The organism is Legionella erythra (genome assembly GCF_001467615.1).
Classification (GTDB): domain Bacteria; phylum Pseudomonadota; class Gammaproteobacteria; order Legionellales; family Legionellaceae; genus Legionella_C; species Legionella_C erythra.
Genome location: NZ_LNYA01000028.1, coordinates 53,414 through 74,529 on the forward strand (window position 1 = coordinate 53,414; position 21,116 = coordinate 74,529).

A 21,116-nucleotide genomic window follows, 5' to 3' on the forward strand; every position below is an offset into this window, starting at 1 on the left:
TAAATTGGATAAATAATTTATCAGTCAGACCACTTTGGACGAAACGTGGTTGATAACGATCACATAACAAAGGGATTTATTATGGCTCGAGAAAATGTGTTAAGTGATTTGTTACATAGGAATACTGCCGAACATCCCAACACACGCCTTCTTCAAAAAATTCTTCTTTGCATTCATCGCGGCTGGTTTCGTATCAACGGCCTGGCGCCGGATAGTCATTACACACTGGGTAATTACCTGCTGGACGATGAACGCATCATTTTCGATTACACGAGGCTTAGTGATGAGGCGAAAGAAAAATTTATCCACTGGTTTTTAACGCCGCATTGCCATAATGCGCAAATGGCTTTTTTAAGCGGGGTAGCGACCAATGATTACCGGGGTTACACGGCGGAAGTCGGTTTAAGTTGGTGGGGCCGTATCACGAACCTCCTTTATTATCGCCGCAAAGCCTATCATTGGCCGCTTACGCCGTTGGAGCTCACATTAAATTACCAGTTGACCGGTGTTGAAATCTGTCCGGACAAGTATGGGCTTTTGATTGGCCTTAAACAATTTGCGACGGAAAGCAATGGCAGTAAATACCGCGATCCGGATGATAATCAGTTGACGCCCCTGCGTAATGCTAAACGCTTGATATTAACCGATCGATTGGTTGAAAGTTTAATCCATGAGGATCTTGATGCGCTCAATTATGATGACATGATTTTTAAACCGCATCTCTATGCTATCCGTGTGCCTTTGCAAAATCAGCGCATGGAGGAGATGTACGAATACCGCCAGACGCAGCGGTTTATTACCACGCAAACCTGGTATCAACGATTATGGCGCTGGATTAAGTCCTGGTATGAAAAACCAAATAACGAATATGAACTGGAAGAATTTAAATTCAGAGAAAAAAATTACCAACCGCTTATCGAAGAGGATGACGTCATGGTGTCCGAGCGGCCATCCACCGGCGAAATACTGATTACCGAAAAACGGCCAGAGCTTGACAATATGGTGTTTTGCGGTGGTGGCGGCAAAATATTTGCCCATGTTGGTGCGTATAAAGCCTGTGAGGCAGCCGGCATCAATCCAACCCGTTTTGCAGGCAGTTCGGCTGGAGCCATTATGGCCGTGCTGTGTTATTTAGGCTACACCTCGGAAGAGATATTGAATTTTTTTAAAGAATTTCGGCAGGAAAATCTGATTCACTTTGACATTGACAGTTCAGGCATGTCAGATACCCAGGCCGTGAAAGGCGCACTGGATTTTATGGTGACGCAGAAAGTCAATCAAATCATTCGGCGCTATGAAATTGATACGACGGCCAAGGGGCGAAAGTTTCTGTCGGACGAAGTACTCTACAATAATAAAATCACCTTTGCATCACTTAAAGCGCTTAAGGCGCGCTACCCTGATTGCGGGCTCGGTAATGAGTTAATTGTGACAGCGACCAATATAAAGCGGCGCAAAACCCGCTATTTCTCAAGCACGACCACGCCGGATCTTGAAGTCAGTGCCGTGGTCACGATGTCAGCCAGTTTACCGGTAGTTTTTAAACCCACTATTTTTGAAGGAGAGCCGCACAACGATGGCGGCGTATTAAACAATCTCCCCACCAATGTATTTCATGACAACCATTCAACGCTGCTGACGTCGGAATACGGCAATTGTTTAAGTTTGCTTGCTTTTCAGTTTGATAATGGTTGCGAGCGGGGCTTGCTGGATAAGCTGGTGGATCGTATCTACCGGGAAAATTTCATCTGGAACTGGATTTATGGTTTTTTAACGGGTGTTAAAGATCCAGTCAGCGGCTGGGAACAGGATCGTTTACGATTAATGCAGCACAGTAATCAGGTGGTCTTGCTGCCCACAGGCAATGTGTCGGCTACTCAATTTAATATCACGCCAGAAGAACAGGCCATGCTGGTGCAGTATGGTGAGGAAGCGGTAAAAAATTACATTGCGCCACGCTATGACACAAGTCAGTCCGGTAAGGCACGTAATGAAGAATACATGTATGCGAATTTTGCAAGCATTGAAGAAGCGCTCTATTTTACCTGCTTTCGTAATCGCAAGGACTGGTTTGAGCGTCTGGCTGACATTGCTCTTGAACGAGGGATGACTGCTGATAAAATTAATGAGATACGCGAGCGTCATTTTCCGCAACCCAAATCAGAGTCTGCCAGATCGCCGTATCCCAATGAGGGTGATTTTTTTAATTCAGGCCTGTCCACCTGGCTGCGTCGAGTCAATACCCTGTGCAATATGCAGATTTTTGAAAGCATGTTTCCGATTTTTTTAAAATTGCCTGCTGCTGTCTTTAAAAAGCCAGCAGACTTGAAAATCTATAAAGTAGCACGGCATTCATTTGCTTTGAGCAACCCTCATCATAGCCTCGATATGCTGCTTAAAATCAATGGCGAGGTGCATGTCTTGTTCGCTATTCTGAAACAGATCACGTCGAGGTTGAATGTTGAATCGCTAAAGGAACAATGCCAGCAATTGAAATGGTTTGAATCTATTCTTAATAATAAAGGGATTACCGAAGAACCGGTGTTCTATGCAAACTGGGAGTTAACCCCGGAACAGGCCACACGATTGTTTAAAGCCTTTCAAACCGGCAATCTAAATGCGGCACGCCTGATTTGCCATAGCCTGAAAAACAAAGAGGAGCCCCTGCAGACCGTGGTTAAGGGGCAGGGAGACGAACTCATTTATACGGATGACTATCATGAGGACACTGATTACTGGCGCATCAAGGGGAATCGGGCAGGCTATAGCGTTTGAGTTTGCAAGGCAGGGACATGATGTGGTTCTGGTGGCTCGTGAAGAATCGCGTCTCAGCGAATTTGCGGCAACGCTTCGCTTAAAATTCGGTATCCAGGCTGACAGCATCACCATGGATTTAAGCCGCCCCGGCAGTGCGCGTACCCTGGTAGAAACGCTGGAAAACAAGCAATGGGATATTGAATGCGTGATTAATAATGCCGGTATCGGCTGCATGGCTGATTTTGTGGAAACGAATAACGAAACGGTCAATGCCATGATGCAATTAAACATGGTTTGTCTAACCGAACTCACCCACTATTATGCCGAGCGCTTCAGCAAACTGGGTCGAGGAAAAATTTTACAGGTGGCATCGACAGCAGGCTTCCAGCCTGGACCGCGCATGGCGACTTACTATGCGACCAAAGCCTATGTAATCTCCCTTTCGCAAGCCTTGGCGTATGAGTTAAAGCCGCATGGGGTTACTGTCTCTATTTTGTGCCCAGGCCCAACTGAAACGGCGTTTATGGAAAGGGCCCACATGCAGGGATCCTGGCTTGCCCGTGGCATCATTGGACTCATGAGTGCCGAAAAAGTTGCGCGTAAGGCTTACAACGGATTAAATAGCAATAAATTATTTATTATTCCCGGTATAATGAATAAAATTCTGGTTTTCGCTGCGAAGCTTTCTCCGTCATTTATGTCCACGAGAATTGTCGCTTTTTTTCATCGAAAACAGGTTTAAGGCTGGCATGTCAAATCATTTAAATCATTATTATCTGCAACAAATGGGGATAGAGCCCTGGATTGTACGCGATGACAATACCGGCTGTACAAAACAGTTATCGCAATTAATGACGGCCGTGGCTTCCTGCAGGCGATGCGCGTTGGCTAATACCCGCACGAACACGGTTTTTTCTCGCGGTAACCCGGCTGCGAAACTCATGATTATTGGCGAGGCTCCCGGATTTTATGAGGATAAACAGGGCAAGCCGTTTGTGGGTAAAGCCGGTATGTTGCTGGATCGGATGTTACAAAGCATCGGCTTGGATGAACAACAGGTGTATATTGCCAATGTTTTAAAATGTCGGCCGCCTGATAATCGTGATCCCTTGCCTGAGGAAATTAATCATTGCCGCGACTACCTTGTACGGCAAATTGAACTGGTAGCACCGGCATTGCTTCTGGCCCTTGGGCGTTTTGCCGGACAATTTCTTATGGGTAAAACTACGCCTTTGAATCAATTGCGGGCTAAATTACACTATTATCAACAGATTCCTTTTTTAGTTACGTATCATCCAGCTTATCTTTTACGCAATCCAAAAGATAAAAAACAGGCGTTCAGTGATTTACTTTTGGTTAAACAACAATTATTCAACGACAAGCAGCAACCGGCAACGGGCGTTTAGTCTGGTTGAGCTATTAGTCTGCCTTGCGTTGGCTAGCGTACTGGCAGGGTTATATCTCGCAACGAATGCAAAAAACGAGCTACAAGCGCAACTGACGGTGGCGCAGCATCGGTTATCTCAGGCTATACAATATGCCCGTAACCAAGCCCTGGTCCAGCATTCGGCGCTGGTTTTACAGCCGGTACAACTGGAGAACTGGGCAAGAGGCATGATGCTTTTTAAAGACAATGCCAATCACCGGCTTAGCCATCGGGATGAGCTGGTTTACGCATGGCACGGTTTTCGCTCGCCGCTAACCATTACCTGGGTGGGTTTCCAATCATCGGATTATTTGATTTTTAGCCAAACACCAGGACATGGGGCGGTGAATGGCCATTTTTCCATTGCTTATCAAGGTGTTGAAATCGGCCGGGTTGTTATTAATCGGCTTGGTCGACTCCGTTTCGCCAATTTTACAGCAAAATAGCCTATAATTTATACAGAATTTCCGGAAAATGGTGGTTATTTTGATAGGGAAGTGCCGGGCGGGGTTTACCCTGACAGAGTTTATGGTCACCTTGGCCGTGGCAGGTATTTTTATGGCCGTGGGTGTGCCTGCCTATTACTCCTTAATTCAAAATAACAAAGCAGTAGGCATGGCCAATAAATTATCCGCAAGTTTCAGTTATGCCCGTATGGAAGCCATCAAACGAGGTATTCGTGTTTCTGTCTGCCCGGCAGCAAATGCCGGTTTAAATGCCTGTGGTACTGCAGCGCAGTGGGCGCAGGGCTGGATTGTATTTCTGGATGCCAATAACAATAACACCATTGATTCAGCCGCTGATATCGTCAAAATTCAGGAAGCCCTGCCAACCGGCACGGCAGTCAATGCCAACCAGGGTATCGTCAGTTACGACAGTTCGGGCTTCGTAACCAGCGGCGCATTGAATATGACTATCTCTGCTTCAGGCTGCAGCGGGACCAATGCCCGCGCCTTAGCCATTACGTCCAGTGGCCGCTTAACCATCGCTAAAATGACTTGTCCTTAATTCAGGCCGCTTCTCATTCTGTTTTCTTCCAGCCGCCAATGTTATACTGTCTGGCGTTTTTGCCACCTGTTAACCGTGATGTCATTTGAAATTTTACCAGCGCTGACCCGCTCCTTGACGCCGCCTAAAGCCTTGCTGCCCTGGCTGACTCATGCCGACGAGCTGTCCCTGAAATTGCGTGAGAAGACGGGTGGGGTTGCACTTTGCGTGCTAAAGCAGGCTTGGGTACCAACTGGCTGGTGGGAAAAATCAGTATTGGATTTGACCATCGCCACCGTGATTCATCGTGAGGTGATTGTTTCAGCGGCAAAGACACCATGTTGGTACGGACGAACTATCATACCCGCACCTACCTGGTTAAAAAATCAATCTTTTTTTGGGCGTTTACGTCAGGAGTCTTTAGGACGTCTTGTGTTTTATAGCGATGAGGTGAGGCGCACAGGTACCCATTATTATGCGGTGAATTCCACCTGCATGGAATATTATTGGCCTGACAGTGCATTGATTGAGAAAGAATCCCTGCTTTGGATTCGCCTGTCAAAATTTGTTATTTTCGAGAAATACCCGTTTAGCTTAATTGAAATTTTATTGCCTGGACTTTTGCGAGTAATCTGATGGATGTTTGGTCTTATCTCCGCCTGATGCGTTTCCATAAACCGGCTGGAACCCTGTTATTATGGGCACCCACCGCTTGGGCTCTATGGATAGGTTCAGAGGGAACGCCGCCTTTGGCGCTGTTGATTTATTTTTTCTTAGGCACCGTCATGATGCGCGCTGCCGGTTGCGTAATGAATGATATAGCGGATCGCCACATTGACTGCCATGTGCAGCGCACACGGGAAAGGCCCTTAACCAGCGGCCAACTGACGCTTTGGCAGGCAGCCGGCACCTTGTGCGTGTTATTGAGCCTGGCGCTACTCATCTTGTTGCAACTCCCCCATGCCTGCTTTTATTATGCTGTGATTGCATTGTTTTTAACCTTTATCTACCCCTTCTGTAAACGCTTTATTGCGTGTCCTCAACTGGTATTGGGATTAGCGTTTTCAATGGGTATTCCCATGGCTTTTGCTGCCTTGCATCGCCCGGTCGACTTAGCGATGACCTTGTTATTTATCATTAATTTTGCCTGGATTGTAGCTTACGATACGGAGTATGCCATGGTCGACAGGAAAGATGATTTACGCATCGGCGTAAAATCCACGGCTATATTTTTTGCGCAATGGGATAAATTGATCATTGGTCTGCTGCAGATGCTTTTACACAGCCTGTGGTTGCCTTTAGCCTGGATTTCCTCCTTTTCACTGCCTTTTTTCTTGGGCTGGGCTGTGGGTGGAGCGATGTTAGGTTATCAGCAATGGCTTATACTGGAGCGCGAAGAAACAGCCTGTTTTAAGGCATTCAATATGAACAGCTGGTACGGTTTAAGCTTGTGGGCAGGGCTTATTCTGGACGGGTGGTTTAAGTAATTCGAGAGAGAGCGGGTTTGCGTTGCCTGATTAATTATTGAACGAGTTCGTCCAATAAGCTGCTGGCGCCGATTCTAAACCAGCTTGAATGGACTTGTTTTGCTAAACAATATTCTGCCAGTTGCATGTAGGACAAGGCCTGCGCTTTCTGTTTTACCCCGCCTGACACCTTGATGCCGCAGGCGGAGCCGCTGTCCTGGATGGCTTTCAGCAGGGTAAAAACGGCAAGCGGCGTGGCGCCGACAGGTAGTTTACCTGTTGACGTTTTTAGAAAATCACAACCTTGATCCAGGATTTCACGACAGGCATGGTAGAGGGTTATAGCGGAAGGGAAGGCACCCGTTTCGAGGATCACTTTAAAGCCTGTCTGCTTATCGCGGCAGAGGGCGTACAGGGAGCGGCAATGCGCCAGGGCTTGGAGGGTTTCTCCTTTTAGATACGCTGTATAAGGGAAAACATAATCAATTTCATCCGCTTTGCCCTCGTCAATGGCCAGACGAACTTCCTGTTCTACTTCAGCAAGAGGCTGCAATCCACTCGGAAAATTGACGACCGTTGCCCTCTTAAACGAAAAATGTTTAGGAAGGCAAGGAAGATGTTTTGGGTATACACAGGCGGCAGCAACAGGGTAGCTTGTTAGTTTTTCCACAAATTGCGACAGGGCCTGTGCGTCAGCCTCGGTATCGAGCAGTGTCAGATCAAGCAGGGCGATTATTTCTTCAGAATCTGGAATGCGTTGCTTTTTGCCTTGCTCCAGCTGTTGAAGTGTCTGACTGTACTCGTTTTCGATGTTCATGCAAGACCTGCAATGAAACCTTTAATCAGGCGGTTTAATTTTTCTGCCGCCTGAGACGCCATCATGACTACCGCCTCATGGCTGTGGCTGCTGCTGGCTAAACCAGTGGCATAATTGGTAATGGTTGCGATAACTGCTACTTTCATGCCGCAATGGTTAGCCACCAGTACTTCGGGCACTGTCGACATGCCGACGGCATCCGCTCCCCAAATGCGAAAAGCACGGATTTCGGCAGCCGTTTCATAGTTAGGCCCCAGTATCGATAAATACACACCCTGATGGAGATTAATCTGTTCTTTTAAAGCGATCTGTAAAAGTGTCTGGCGGGTGGCTTTATCGTAAGCATTGTCCAGTGGGAAAAAACGCGGACCGAATTCGTCATCATTAGGGCCAACCAATGGATTGCCAGGCTGCAGGTTGATGTGATCAGTAATGAGCATTAATTCCCCAGGGCCTACATCCTCCCGTAAGGAACCTGACGCGTTTGTGGCAAAAAAGTATTCGCAACCCAGTAATTTTAAGGTGCGGACGTAGGTTTTCACCACGCTATAATCGACACCTTCATACGTGTGGGCACGACCTTGCAAACACACAACGCCAACACCGTTCAGATAGCCCAGAACCAGTTTACTGCCATGACCATGCACGGAGGTTTTGGGAAACCCGGGTAATTGGGTATATTCAATGGATACGGCATTGTCCAACTGCTCAGCAAAACTGCCTAAGCCGGAGCCTAAAACGATCCCAATAACAGGGCTGAAGTCAGGAACAATTTTCTTAATTTCCGCTGCTGCCAGATGGGCCGGGCTTAAATTCGTTTGCGTCATTTTTCTTCCAATATTCTCTTGGGTTACAAAATCGCTGCTGACTATACTCATTATCGAGTGGGCTTACAAGACGTTAAAATTACGCAAGCATTTTTTTGCAATTAAAATGCTTATTAATGAGGGGATTAAGTAAATTAAACCTGCGTTTTATTATGACATTGATTTAAACACTACTGGCCGCCCTTGCGGGGTTGTTTGTCAGTGTCTTATCGGGTTAACATAGCGTATTTTGCTGATTGTATTCATTCATGCCCACTGTTCAAAGAAGAAAAATTGCTTTATTGACCGTTGTTATCCTCCTTATCCTCATTAACTTAAGCTTGCGGATGATGCACTATTGGGCCAACCGAAAAATCACCAACAACCTGTTGTCCACACCGGCAGCGGATTTGGTGAAGACCAGTAAAAAGGATGTTGCCCCCTGGCAGTTGTTAAGTAAAGGGGTGATGGAAACGGTGCAGGCCGTTGTCGGTAGCCATGTGATTTATGCCGGTGGTTTCGATGCCTTGAATGATGACAATGGGCCAGTGTACAAGTCGCTGGATGGCGGAAAAACCTGGACTGCGGCAAGCCAGGGTTTTCCTGAAAACGCGCTGGTGAATGCCGTGGCGGCCCTTGACGAAAAAAAAGTCTATGCCGCTACCTGGGGAGCAGGCCTATTTAAGACGGATGATGGCGGCAATACCTGGCTTAGTATTAGTCAGGGGTTGCCGGGTAAAGATATTTTAGCTCTTTCGGTTGTAGATGAGAACGTAGTGTATGTCAGTGTTTCCGGCAGCCTGACTTCGCGCGGCGGTATATTTAAAACAGTTGATGGCGGTGCTCATTGGCAAAGCGTTTACAAAACCTGGCCTAATCGCGTGTTAAGCCTCGATGCGGTTGATGCCAACACGGTTTATGCGGGGATTAGTCCAGGCTGGGCCACGAATGGAACGCTTATGAAGACTACCGATGGCGGGGCGCATTGGTCGACGCTTTATGTCGGCTCCCGTCATTTGCAGATCACCAATCTCGCGGCCTATGATGCCAATACGGTGTATGCCGCCACCTCGGAAGGCATGCTAAAAAGCACCGACGGCGGCCAATACTGGATGGCTGTTAATGCCGGCTTGCCCATTTCGTTTAATGCCACAACCTATTCCCTGTCAGGGTTGTATGTTGAAAATGACCGGGTGGTCTATGTCGGAGCAAGAACTGACACGGCGCGAAGCGGTGCGGTTTATTATACCGTAGACGGTGGGATTCACTGGTTTTCAGCGCGAAAAGGATTAAAGACCGATTCCGTAAACAGCATTCAGGTTTTAAAAAAGGGTACCGCTTATATCGGTACCAATCAGGGGGTATTTAAATCGCAGATTCGCTAAAGGCTAAAGGAGTTGACATACGTTGGAGGTCATCGCGTTTGCATGACGAGCCAGCCTTAAATCGGCCTGAGTGTTTGTGTATTTCATCAATTCGATGAGATCATTTTTATGCAGCGTCTCTGCCAATTCTGGAAATGTGTGGCCCATGATAAGGGCTGTCAATTCAAGAGGCAATGCAAGCAGATGGTCATAAAGCTGACGATCCGTTGAGGAGGCGGTGTGCTCCTTGACTTTACCAAAAAAGCGCATGGCATTTTTCATGGCCAGTAATTTTTTAATATAATGTTCATTAAAATGAGCCCCTTGTTGAATTAATAGGGCTGAGCACTCAGGGGTAAGAATGATGGTCTTGTGGAAATCGGTTTTGGGATGAAAGGCCAGAGGCAGGTATTTTTGCAAAAATAACAACTCCTGCTCAAATATCTCATGATTGCGTTTCCCTTTGGCATAATATTCCTGATAAGCTTCATTACGCGGCACATCAAAAGCCAGGCAACCGTCCGGTTGAATGGTAAATTCTGCCTCACTCAACAGAGCCCATTCGGTGTATGTCCAGCTATAATGCCCTTGGTCGTGTGCTACCTGACCAATGGCGGGGCGAAAAAATCGCTTTTTTGCTTCCAGGCCTAAATTTTTCACCAGATGGGTTAGTTCATTCTCCCTGTAAGTTAAAAGCAATTGCGTCATCTCAATGAGCATCCTGATTTGACTGTGGTGATCTAGCGGGGCAGCAAGAAGCTTATCGGTCGGCGTGTAAAGGATGAGATAACGCCTTTTCATATCCAGGCATTCTCTAAACGATATATTCTGTTGTCTGGCAAACTGATAAATTTTACTCAGGGCAGCAAGGGTCGATTGGTAAAGGGCAACGGAACTATTCATGGAGAGGAGTGTAGCAGCCAGTTGCCCGGTCACCAGCTCACGCTTTAATGAGCCTTGAAGCAGGTCTTCCAGCGGTTGGGTTAATTGGCCTTCTATGGTTTTATCATGAATAATTGAATGACCCATCAGGGTGTGATCAAATTCCTGGTATTCAAGGTAATCATCAATGACCGCAAAGAAATCCAGGGCGGTGGAACGATGATACGGCAATTGATATTGCACGGCTGTGATTTTGCCCAGGTAGGGTTTATTCTGATAATGTAACTCAATAAAGGCGTTGGATTCCTCACTGATTAGTTCCTGGGTGTCCAATCGCTTCAGGTTCTTCACGTGAAAGGGTTCAGCCTGGTATAATGAAAGCAGCATCTGCAGGATGTGTCCTGCCGTGTTGTTTCTGCTATGCCAGACAGCTTCCTGCTCGTTTTCGCAAAAAGAAAGCGTTTCAAAAATCATTTTAATCGCATTATCATGTTGCTTTACAACGATATTTAAAAGACGCATTGAATTCATCCTTGAATTGGTAGCCGATACATTGTAGGCGGTATAAGCTACTGTTTCAATTATAAAAATTAGAATGTTACCCAACGCAGTGGGGAAAGAACACGGTCAACGCCACTCCTTTTTCAGGTTATCCAAAACGCGCTTAATCAAGGCCTGAAACTGGTTTTTTTCCGCCTCACTGAAACCCTGGAGAGCAAGATCATTGAGACGTCTGGCGTTTTCAGCCAGCATGGGTTCTGTCTGTTTGCCTTTTTCACTGAGATAAATCAATACCGCACGCCTGTCTAAGGGGCTCGGTTGGCGATGGATAAACCCGTCGCGTTCCATGCGATCCAGCGTTCTTACCGCTGTTGGCTGTTCCACGTCAATGCGTTGTACCAGTTCGGTTTGAGTGAGCCCGTCCTGATTGAACAGCTCCATCAGAATAAAGGTGTAGGCATGATTAATGTCATACGGCTTTAGTAATTCATTGGCACGCTTTAGCAGCAGGCGATTGGTTTTTTTTAACAGGGTGGACAGGTACATACTATTCTCGTTATTTGTATAGCTTGCTATATAATAATAGGCTATGTTAATATTACCGTGGTTGTTCAGGAGTAAGCAATGAAAACGTTAAAAATTTATCAAGTCGATGCGTTTGCCTCATCGTTGTTTCGTGGAAATCCCGCGGCTGTTTGTCCTTTACAGGCGTGGTTGCCGGATGACATTCTGCAGGCCATTGCCAGTGAAAATAATCTATCGGAAACGGCTTTTTTTGTGCCCGCGGGTGAGGGTTTTCACTTGCGCTGGTTTACGCCGAATGAAGAAATTGAGCTTTGCGGCCATGCCACCTTAGCCAGTGCGCATGTCCTTTTTGAGAAAATGAATTATAAGCGGCAAACAATTCCGTTTACCTGTTTAAGCGGTGAGCTGCGGGTTGAGCGGCAGCAGGAGGGGCTGGTGATGGATTTTCCTGCGCTGCCTTATGAAGAGATATCCTGGCAGCCTGATTATGGAATAACCGGTCTGCCAAAACCGGAAAAGATACTAAAAAGCCGTTTTGATTTAATGTTTGTCTATGGGAACGAAGCGGATGTGGCTCTCGCAAAACCTAATCTTGACGCCGTGGCGCAACTGGATTACCGGGGTTTGATTTTAACGGCGCCGGCAAGCAAAACCGATGTGTATTCGCGGTGTTTCTATCCCGGTTGCGATGTGCCGGAGGATCCGGTCACGGGTTCTGCCCATTGTGTGATTGCCCCTTACTGGTGTGAGCAATTGGCTAAAAACACAATCACTGCGAGCCAGGGTGGCCGTCGCCTGGGCGAGTTACGCTGCGAGGTCAAAGGCGATCGTGTTTTTCTAAGCGGAACATGCCAGCTTTACCTTGAAGGGATAATTTACCTACCGGAATGATTGCAGGGCCTGTTCGTCAGCAGAGGCATCGGAGACAGCCGGCAGGTTGTCCGGTGCCTGCGATTGGAGCCAGCCTTTTCCTTCAACCAGCCGCGTGATCATGAGGCTGCTTGCGGTATTGGCGGTGACATTAAGCAGGGTGGCAATGGGGTCAATAATAATGCTGATGGCGGCGACAGCAATCAGCACGGAGGGTGGAAATCCATAAACCGTTAAAATCAGTAATTCGCCGAGCATGCCGCCGCTGGGTATGGCGCCCATCACCGTGCCGACCAGGACGGAAACGCCGACAGCCAGCATCAGCACGGCAACGCTGTTAAAATCCATATGGAACAGGCCGAACAAAAAAGCAATTTTGAAAAGCCCACCGATGACAGAGCCGTCTTTGTGGATGATGGTGCCTAAGGGAATGACTGTTTCCGCAATTTCCGACGGTACACGCATGGATTTGGCGGCATACAGGTTGGCCGGTATACTGGCTGCGCTGGAACAGGTGGCTAGAGCTGTGGTAGCTGGTAACAGAATATGTTTCCAGAAGAGACTAAGCCCTGCTTTTTTCGCGGCGAAAAAAGCATAGCCGCTTAATAAAAAAACAAAATAAATCAGGGCACAGGCATAATAAATGACAGCAATGCGAAGATAATTGCTCAGCAATTGCGGTCCCAATTCGCTCACAAGCCCAGCAAAATAGGCAAAAAAGCCAACCGGTGCGAATACCATGATCAAGGCAAAAACACGCATGAACACGTCTTCGCCGGCTTTAAGGACCGTGGTGAAAGCCTGATTTGAACGATGCGTCAAGGCAAGACCCACCAGAATGGAAAAGACAATCAATGCCAGCATGTGATGATGGGACAGCAACTGACTGAAATCAGGCACCGTAAACATCCCCACCAACTGTTCGCCAACAGGAATGGTTTCGCTACCCGCTTTTGTTGGCAAAGGTAAATAAACCCCGGATGCAGGGGGAAAAATCTTGACCACCAGCAGAGCATAAAGGGCTGCAATGACGCCGGTAAACAGAAAAACCACGGTCATGCTACCCATGATTTTACCCAATTTGTTTAACGAGCCGGCTTTGGCGATAGCAGAAGACACACTGAAAAAAATAAGGGGCACAATGACTGTAAATATTAAATTTAAAAAGATAGCACCCAGGGGCTTAAAGAGCTTGACCTGTTGCGGGAATAAATAGCCTGCCAGGCCGCCGCCCATAATCGATACGAGCAGCAAAAAGGGAAAGAGATAGGATTGCAATGTTTTATTTTGCATGGCCACCGCGTTTGTTTCCATTTAGAATGGGTTGATATATAAGCAAAACAAGACCTGATAAAAGCAAGGGCTGATAAAAATGACGTTTCCCTACCGTGTGATTGATTTAACCCACACCATCACCCCAACCAGTCCAACCTGGGAGGGGGCTGCGGGGGTTAAACAGGACGTTCTGCTCGATTATGGGCAATGTACTACAGAAACCCCGTTTTGTGTACAACAATTTACCCTTGCGGCGGGTGTAGGTACCCACATCGATGCGCCGGCTCATTGTGTTCCTAAGGGTCTTACGGTGGATAAGTTGCCCTTGAGTGATTTGCTTGTGCCCTGCGTGATGATTGATGTGTCTGCCAAAGCCCATGAACGTTATCGCATCAGTCCGGAGGATCTCGACGATTTTGAACGACAGCATGGGGCTATCCCTCCCCGCAGTTTCGTGGTCTTTTATACCGGCTGGGCCCGATTTTGGTCAGAGCCGGAAAAATACCGTAATAACCTGGTTTTTCCCTGTGTGGCAAAAGAAACAGCGGAATTATTGATTAAAAGGGATATTGCAGGCCTTGGCATCGATACCCTGTCGCCGGACAGGCCGGATGGCGGCTACCCGGTCCATCAACTGGTCCTTGGCGCTCAGCGATACCTGGTTGAAAACGTTGCCCATGCGGACAGGCTTCCTGCCACAGGCAGTTTCGCGCTTATTCTTCCCACAAACATTCAGGGTGCGACGGGGGCGTGGGTGCGCCTTCTGGCCTTGGTGAATCCTTAACCTAGTAAACCATTTCTTCGCGTAATGCGGGTTGAAACGGTTCCACTTTGAAATCCGCGGCGGGATAGAAAAGTAATTTCCCCAGATCCATCACCGGCGGTAATTCAACCGATTTGGGTTGGGGTTGTTTTGCGACAAAAACCTCGTAGCGTTGCTTTAAGTTTTTTAATTTTTGATGCATGTCTAACTGTGCTTCGATGAAGCTGCCATTTAATTCAGGTGTCGTAATCGTTTTGGGTATGCTGACGGGTGTGTCATACCGGCTTTCTTTGTCGCAAAACACCACGGCCGCTGACGGGGTTTTACTACCGGTAATGCCGTAGTGCCACCAGCGTTTAATCAGTTGCCAGAATTTAAAATACCAGGTTCCCACATGCGGGCTTAACTCCGCCTCCACCACAGCTTCGAGATGGATTTTTTCTATTTTGGGGTTTGGTTTCTTGTCTTTGCAGTTGGCTTTATACAATTGACACGCATGCCTGACCAGATCATATTTTTTTTGTTGGCCGAAATGTTCAATCAAAGCCAACTGGCTTTGTTCAGGCGTATAGGATTTACGCTTGAGATGGTTTTGGGCATGGTAGACGGCCATCTGACTAAACAGGGTATAATCCATTCTTGCGGGTTTGGTGGTGAAACTGGTTTCAAGTGCTTGAAAAATACAGGGACTGACGTTACGGGCCGGCAGCTTCAGCATCACTTCGGAAAGCGGTAGTAAATCAGCATGGGCCGTTTTGCAATAATCGTTAAGCAACGTCTTTAAAGGCAATACGTCGCCTGAATAGTTGGCAAGGTAAGCACTGATTAAAGGCATTTTCAAGGCATCGGTCATCGCCCAGCTTTGTTTATTGATTTCTTTCCAATCAATAATGGCTTTATTGGCTTTTAATTCACGAATTGTTTTTTTTGTTTGCGGGGCGTCACCGTTAAACCAACTGGCCAGCGTATCGGTCACGTCCTGCAGCTTCTCTTTGAGCGAGGACGGTAAAAAATTGCGGGCTGCGATGGCGTTTAAGGTGCTCCGTTCAAAATGCAGGCCGGCCAATTTACTGTCAAATTGATTCTGATGATAAAACAGCGCCGTATTGCCGCAATTTGCGGTACGGAATAGCAGTTCGCTTAATAATTTTTTTCCCGCTTTTTTATCTTTATCCTGCGCACTGTCGATACCGAAATGCCGTTTAACAAAGAGGCTGTAGGCACTTAATTCATCGTTTGTCCAATGATTCGGGCTATAGCGCAATTCAACCCGTTGAAAAAAGGCCGCGCGCTGACGATGAAGGATGAGAAGCAGTAAACGGTATTGATAGCTGGTTGAAAGCTCACTGATTTTTAATTGATTCACCGCCGATACACTGGCTGTGCAATGCGCTCGCTGGAAGAAAGCTGTTAATGCCGAGAGGGTGTTGTCAATGGTATCGAGGGGTGAGTTCATGTCGGCATTGAGGAAAGCCTGCCAAATGATTTTGGCGACATTTTCTTTTGCCAACAAGGTCGCCATCATGGCATCCCATTGCTTATCGAGCGCTAGGTTTTTCTGCCTTTTGTCCTGAAGGTGCGTTAGCGCGCGCACAAGCATGTCGTGTTGATTGTGCGTTTTCGCATAGTCCGCGAAAGCCTGCAAACCTTGTGCAAAATAAGGCTTGGAATAATGTTTTTCCAGAAAATCAGCCATAATATCGACCGGATTGTGCTTGTCCAGGTAGGCTGTAAAGGCTTTTGAATCCTTGCTGAATAGCTGCTCGCGTATGCCTTCCTGCTCAAGGATAGTCTGAAACAGGGTATGGCTGTTTTGGCTTAAAGGCATGTCTGCAAGCAGTTTAAACGAGGCTCTGGGGCGATGTTCAAGGACCAATAACTCAAAAAAAGCGAGTGGCAGGGGTTTATTGGTTTTAGTGGCATAAGTCTCTACCTGCTGTTTTATCCAGATCAGTTTTTCCGGGTCGCTTTCCTGATAAAGACGGGCCAGTGACTCTTCATTAATGGCATCGGCCAGTAACAAGGTCATGGTGGCTGCCCCGGCCGATAATTGGTCCACAGGGACTTTGGCCAAGAGCAGCGCGCTGGTTTCTTTCTGAAACAGATTAATCCGTTTGACTTCACCCGAGGGCAGGAGGAAGCCAAGCGTGTAGCGGTTGTGGTCATAAAATTGCGTACCGGGGCTGTAGCCGCGTAGCCCAATTAAAGGTTTGGGTATATCGTCTACAAAGGTCATGGCCTGATTGGCTTCATTAATGAAGCCGATTTCTTTCCCGGCTACATCATAAAGTAGAACGGATTGCTTGCGGGCTAACTCGCTTTGCTCAAAATTTTTATGGGGTAAATATTTTTGAAGCCAGCCAAGAAACGTATTCTGGGCCACCGCCAGATCACCCTTGCTGGCTGTGCTTTGTTCAAAAACAAAGTCAGCTACTTTAAATAGCCAGTCAGATCGCAGGCTGCTTAAACTGGTATTGTAATGAGAATAAAGCACGTTGAGTGCCGCATTCGCCGTGGAAGGGTTTTTTTCGCGCAAGATAAAACAGGAGTCCTCCAATTGCATAAGCAGGGCGCGAATGCTGTCATCCGCACGAAATTGCAGAAGACGTTGACGTTTTTCCAATAATCGGGCACGAAGGCCGGCGTTGGTCGCCATTTGCTCGTCCACTTCGACAAGCTTGGTGGCGTGGTGCTTAAAAAATGACATCTTGTCCTTGATATGGGCATTCAGTTGTTCAAACTCGGCCTGCTTTAAGGTTAGCGATAAAAAACGATAGCGTTCCAGCAGGGAACGGAGTGCCTCTGGCGTGCTCGCGGCCACAAACCGTGGTGAGGTGAGCAGGCGTTGGATCCAAATGCCGTTGAATGTGCATTCGCCAAGGGTTGTTCCTTCTTCCTTTAAAACGTGCCTGGCCATTTGGATAAGCTGCTCATCGCCCAATAAACCCAGGTCCTGAGACCCCAGATTTTTTTTAATGATTTCCAGATGAGCTTCCGATTGTGATGCACATTCGCAGAGCAAGGTCATCACACTGCGGCTCGCCTGTTTTACTGCCGTATTGTCGCTGTTTAGGCGTTCAAGACAATGCCTGGTCAGCGTCGTGATAACGGGCGACGGCAGTTGATTTATCATGTCGGTAATAACCAGCATGGGATGTTGGTTAAGTAGTGCATTCAGGGCGGAGATAAAGTCCTTCATGTCCTCTTCGGGCGATGATTTATCCAGTGAACTGGCAGCTGCGGAGATAAAAATGGCTAAGGTTTCAGCATCAAGCGATACACCTTGTTCGGTTATGAGTTGATTTAAACGGTTTAATTCTGAAACCGGTCGTGCTTTAAAATCAAAACCACTGATTAATGCCTTGCAGGACAAGGCCTTGGCGGCCTGCTTTTCAAGGAAGTCCAGCGCGTCTTTAAGCCAGAGATCAATCGAGACTAAAGGATTGCTTGTTCCAGGGGCGTCTTCATGTTTAAGCGGTAACTCAAGGAGCTTGGTTTCAATAACATAATCCAAAATCAACACCAGGTCGCGCTGGTGGCATAAGGCGCAATAATCTTTAAACTGCTCCAGGGAGGACGCGGGGATTTTTTCAAGGCATTTCAGCAAGGCTTCCATACCAAAAAGCAGGGTATTGTTAAGCAAGGTGTTTAAGACCTGAAAAACCGGCAGGGCGCCCTGATGCAACGACAGGAAATGGTTTAGCTGGTGCTGGATGGGTTCCCAGGCTTTTGGTGTTATCCGTTCACACAAGGTCTGAATTTGCCCATGCATTGTGTCCTTATTGCTCATATCGCGGCGCATGAAGTACCAGTAAAACAGCGAGGGGAGCTGTTGTTCAATATGGGCGTTATTCAATAATCCGGTAATGACTGCTTCGCGAAACGGAGAGAGGAACGCCGCTTGCTCCGGCGGAGTCTGGGTCTTGGTCACAAGTAAACGTTCCTCGGCATCAATGTGCTTCGCCAGGGTGCGGATGTGGGTGATGACTTCGCTAAAATCAGCGATTGGCCAAGGTGAATGCTTTAATAATTCAGGACCTTGGGTACCCAGTGCAGAAAACCTGTCGCTGGTTGTTTTTAACAGGGATTTAAGCTCAGAGTCAAAAACTGGGGCTGGGCCCATGGATAGCCCTTTAGCGGACAAGGTGTTGCACAACGCATTTAATTGATGCTTAAACTCACCAGGCGCGGACTCAGGCGGCAGGGATTGCTGCAATGCATTCAGTTGCTCTGTAAAAGGGATAAGGCCCAAGCGCTGCTTTTGATTATGCACCCGAATGAGGGTCTCATAAAATCCAGCGTAGTTCGTCTGGACAAAAGCCTCATCACGCAGGGTGGCGGCTTGTTCGAGCGTGGGTTGTAAATTCAAAAGCAGGGCTGATGTTTCTTTGGGTGTTGCGATGGAAAACAGCACGGCATAAATCGCCTGATTTTCAGCCTGTAAAACATTTTGCGGCGCTTGAGCCTGCTCAAGGATCATTTCTCTGAACAGGCTTTGTGGCAGAAGGACCGTATCGGGTTTGAGCTGTTTGAAGGCGCTTTTAACAATCGGAATTAAGCTGTCGCCTGCCTGCTCCCGAATGAATGGTTTAAGCTTGGGATGCGCTGTAAGATTAAGCAACAACACAATTTCCCTCGGGTTCATTGGCGATTTGTTTTGCCTGATTAAAGCCAGCTCTTCCCCTAATTGCTTATAGAGCTCAGCGACCTGTTGCTCGTTGGCCGCCGGCCTGTTCAGGTGTTTTTGCAGGGCGAGTAAGAGGACTACGGGGTTGCGCTTTTTTTTGATGCAATCATGTAATTGGGGCGCCGATACCAGCTCACTTAAGGTTAGCAGCCATTGAGGCGGCAAGTGTACCATCGGGGCATGCAGCAAATAGTAGCCTGCTAAATTGACATGCAGATTTTGCTCGCCGCTTAGCTGCTTAAGTGTTTCCAGGAAAAATGCGTGTTCTTTAAGCGGCAAGGTGGAGAAAACAGCTGGCTGAATCAGGCCGCGAAATAAAACGGCAGCCCATTGTCTTTTTTGTCGCTCATCAAGGTGAAGCTGTTCCATGCACCGCCTTTGCGCCGCAGGAGGCAGGGTAAAGAACAGGGCAATCAGTTGAAGCTGCAGGCTATTGGCGATGACATGATTGGGTTGTGCATCGAGCTGTCGCAAGGCATTTTCAATAAATCGCCTGACTGCCAGTGTCAGTGTCTCCCCGTTTGTGGATGAAAAAAGCTTGCCGGTCAATAAAAGGAAGTAAAGAAAAGTATCTTTGGCCTTAAAGCAATAGTCGGTAAGGGCATCCTGGAGAGAGGTTGGTTTAATCTGTTCAAAAGCCGCCTGCAGGGTTGCGTAGGTTAGGGTAGGGTGTTTTATATCAGCCAGTTCGAATGCCCAGGCTTTGGCTATATTGGCATCTGGGTTGATTACAAAGTTGGCCAGTGTCTCCCTGTCGTCTTTCTCCCGTGCCTGATGAATCTGTAACAGGTAGACTAAGTCCTGATGTTGCTTTTCTTTGGCTAAATCGAGCAGTGTTTGGGAGCCCAGGTAGGTTTTATGGTCCCATGCGGTATCCTGCTTGAGGTAATAAGCGACAGCGGCGGTATTACGCTGAAGCACTGCATGATGCAGCGGCGAATGGGTTTGCTGAAGGGAGGTTGCATTCAATAAGGGCTTTAAGGCTTGTCTTTTTTGAATGAAATCAATCAGCTGACAGGCAATGTCGGGATAATCTTTTCGCGAAAAGGCAATGGATAACGGCGTTTCATGCTGCTCGAAAGAAGCCTGGGCGGTTAATAGTGATATCAACTCGTTATCCGGCAATTTTTCGAGAATGCTTAGGAGTCTGGCGACGATTAGCCCGGATTGGGTTGCGAACACCCGGTGCAGCAGATTGAATTGGCCGCTGATTCCGGTGGTTAATTTCATGATCCCGTCTTTGTCATAGACTTCAAGCATGGATAAAACCAGCAAAGCCTGGCTTTCAGTCAACGGCAGTTTAAACAAGTCAATCAAGGCCGTATAGGCACGGGAAGGAAAGGGGTCGGTTTGAAATAAATCAAACAATTTACTTTTTTTATCGTCCTCCTGCGAGTAACGGTGCAGGATGAATAACAAATCATCCAGGCTCTCCATGTCGTCAGGATTTATTAACTCCATAAAGACGCTGAAATAACGGCTGAAATAGGCTTTGCCAAACAAGAGGGCAACCACGGCATCCATGGGCAGGGATTTAATGGCTGCCAGTATTTTTTTTCGTGTGACGGGCGGGGCATAATGCATGAGCGTGTGCATGACCCGTTCATTCAGGGAGTCATTGGCGGGGTGAGTGCAAAAAGCAGACAACAAGTCCACCATGTCCTTGCTTTCCATGCCAAGAAGCATGTCAGCAGCCTGGTTACAGACTTCTTCTGGTGCATACGCAAAAATCATGCTCAAGGCATTTTGATAGCTTAATTCCTTATCGAGAAGAGCGGCACGCCCCTGAAGGCCCAGTTTGCGCGACTGCGGGTAGATTTTACAGAACAACTCAGCCTGGGTTTCGGCCTTGTCGTTGACGTGTTTGAGAAGAAAGGATTCAAGCGCCTTATTACTTACCTGCTTGATTTTACCGGCAAAAATTTCAGCGAGTTTACCCATTTAACATCCTTATTCACATCCTGTGTTGATTCTATTTTTCACGACAAGA

16 protein-coding genes are annotated in these 21,116 nt (G+C 47.4%); 10 read left to right on the forward strand and 6 right to left on the reverse strand.

Annotated features, from left to right (window positions below; all coding sequences use genetic code 11):
- Window positions 1-81: 81 nt before the first annotated feature.
- The 7 genes from vpdC to ubiA all read left to right on the forward strand — a co-directional run bounded on the left by vpdC (window position 82) and on the right by ubiA (window position 6,657).
- On the forward strand, window positions 82-2,775 hold the full coding sequence (gene vpdC / locus Lery_RS09055; protein WP_058526940.1) for a Dot/Icm T4SS effector VpdC: 2,694 nt from the start codon (window positions 82-84) through the stop codon (window positions 2,773-2,775).
- Window positions 2,720-3,499, forward strand: coding sequence for an SDR family NAD(P)-dependent oxidoreductase (locus Lery_RS09060; RefSeq protein ID WP_058526941.1), 780 nt, complete (start codon window positions 2,720-2,722; stop codon window positions 3,497-3,499). Before vpdC ends, Lery_RS09060 begins: the two co-directional genes overlap by 56 nt.
- A gap of 7 nt (window positions 3,500-3,506) precedes the next feature.
- Window positions 3,507-4,163 carry a uracil-DNA glycosylase gene (locus Lery_RS09065; RefSeq protein WP_058526942.1) on the forward strand — a complete coding sequence of 219 codons (657 nt, stop codon included), beginning with the start codon at window positions 3,507-3,509 and terminating at the stop codon, window positions 4,161-4,163.
- Window positions 4,099-4,629: a GspH/FimT family pseudopilin gene (locus tag Lery_RS09070; protein WP_082657171.1), complete on the forward strand. Its 531-nt coding sequence runs from the start codon at window positions 4,099-4,101 to the stop codon at window positions 4,627-4,629. The genes Lery_RS09065 and Lery_RS09070 overlap by 65 nt, the downstream gene beginning before the upstream one ends.
- Before the next feature lie 40 nt (window positions 4,630-4,669).
- Entirely contained in the window at window positions 4,670-5,191 is a 522-nt protein-coding gene (locus Lery_RS09075) for a GspH/FimT family pseudopilin (protein WP_237759195.1), read from the forward strand.
- A 78-nt stretch (window positions 5,192-5,269) separates the two neighbouring features.
- Window positions 5,270-5,806 (forward strand): chorismate--pyruvate lyase family protein, encoded by a 537-nt coding sequence (locus tag Lery_RS09080; RefSeq protein ID WP_058526945.1) that lies wholly within the window; start codon window positions 5,270-5,272, stop codon window positions 5,804-5,806.
- A complete protein-coding gene (gene ubiA / locus Lery_RS09085) occupies window positions 5,806-6,657 on the forward strand; it encodes a 4-hydroxybenzoate octaprenyltransferase (protein ID WP_082657172.1) in 852 nt (283 codons plus the stop codon). Before Lery_RS09080 ends, ubiA begins: the two co-directional genes overlap by 1 nt.
- Window positions 6,658-6,691: 34 nt before the next feature.
- On the opposite strand, the gene Lery_RS09090 is transcribed toward ubiA, so the two are convergent.
- The gene (locus tag Lery_RS09090; protein ID WP_058526946.1) at window positions 6,692-7,453 is read right to left on the reverse strand and encodes a hypothetical protein; all 762 of its coding nucleotides are present in this window, start codon (window positions 7,451-7,453) and stop codon (window positions 6,692-6,694) included.
- The gene (locus Lery_RS09095; RefSeq protein WP_058526947.1) at window positions 7,450-8,280 is read right to left on the reverse strand and encodes a purine-nucleoside phosphorylase; all 831 of its coding nucleotides are present in this window, start codon (window positions 8,278-8,280) and stop codon (window positions 7,450-7,452) included. The genes Lery_RS09090 and Lery_RS09095 overlap by 4 nt, the downstream gene beginning before the upstream one ends.
- Before the next feature lie 248 nt (window positions 8,281-8,528).
- On the opposite strand from Lery_RS09095, the gene Lery_RS09100 reads away from it, so the two are divergent.
- The gene (locus tag Lery_RS09100; protein ID WP_058526948.1) at window positions 8,529-9,644 is read left to right on the forward strand and encodes a WD40/YVTN/BNR-like repeat-containing protein; all 1,116 of its coding nucleotides are present in this window, start codon (window positions 8,529-8,531) and stop codon (window positions 9,642-9,644) included.
- Window positions 9,645-9,647: 3 nt separating this feature from the next.
- On the opposite strand, the gene Lery_RS09105 is transcribed toward Lery_RS09100, so the two are convergent.
- The gene (locus Lery_RS09105) at window positions 9,648-11,027 is read right to left on the reverse strand and encodes a hypothetical protein (protein WP_058526949.1); all 1,380 of its coding nucleotides are present in this window, start codon (window positions 11,025-11,027) and stop codon (window positions 9,648-9,650) included.
- Window positions 11,028-11,132: 105 nt separating this feature from the next.
- Window positions 11,133-11,552, reverse strand: a complete 420-nt coding sequence (locus tag Lery_RS09110; protein ID WP_058526950.1) for a MarR family winged helix-turn-helix transcriptional regulator — start codon at window positions 11,550-11,552, stop codon at window positions 11,133-11,135.
- Window positions 11,553-11,630: 78 nt separating this feature from the next.
- Here Lery_RS09110 and Lery_RS09115 point away from each other — a divergent pair, with 78 nt between their 5' ends.
- Complete coding sequence (locus tag Lery_RS09115; protein WP_058526951.1) at window positions 11,631-12,422, forward strand: PhzF family phenazine biosynthesis protein; 792 nt, start codon at window positions 11,631-11,633, stop codon at window positions 12,420-12,422.
- On the opposite strand, the gene Lery_RS09120 is transcribed toward Lery_RS09115, so the two are convergent.
- Window positions 12,411-13,700 carry a dicarboxylate/amino acid:cation symporter gene (locus Lery_RS09120; protein ID WP_420324156.1) on the reverse strand — a complete coding sequence of 430 codons (1,290 nt, stop codon included), beginning with the start codon at window positions 13,698-13,700 and terminating at the stop codon, window positions 12,411-12,413. The genes Lery_RS09115 and Lery_RS09120 overlap by 12 nt on opposite strands.
- Window positions 13,701-13,773: 73 nt before the next feature.
- Between Lery_RS09120 and Lery_RS09125 the strand changes: the two genes are divergently transcribed.
- A complete protein-coding gene (locus tag Lery_RS09125) occupies window positions 13,774-14,460 on the forward strand; it encodes a cyclase family protein (protein ID WP_058526952.1) in 687 nt (228 codons plus the stop codon).
- A gap of 1 nt (window position 14,461) precedes the next feature.
- Here Lery_RS09125 and Lery_RS09130 read toward each other — a convergent pair whose 3' ends face one another.
- Window positions 14,462-21,067, reverse strand: a complete 6,606-nt coding sequence (locus Lery_RS09130) for a hypothetical protein (RefSeq protein ID WP_058526953.1) — start codon at window positions 21,065-21,067, stop codon at window positions 14,462-14,464.
- Window positions 21,068-21,116 lie beyond the last annotated feature (49 nt).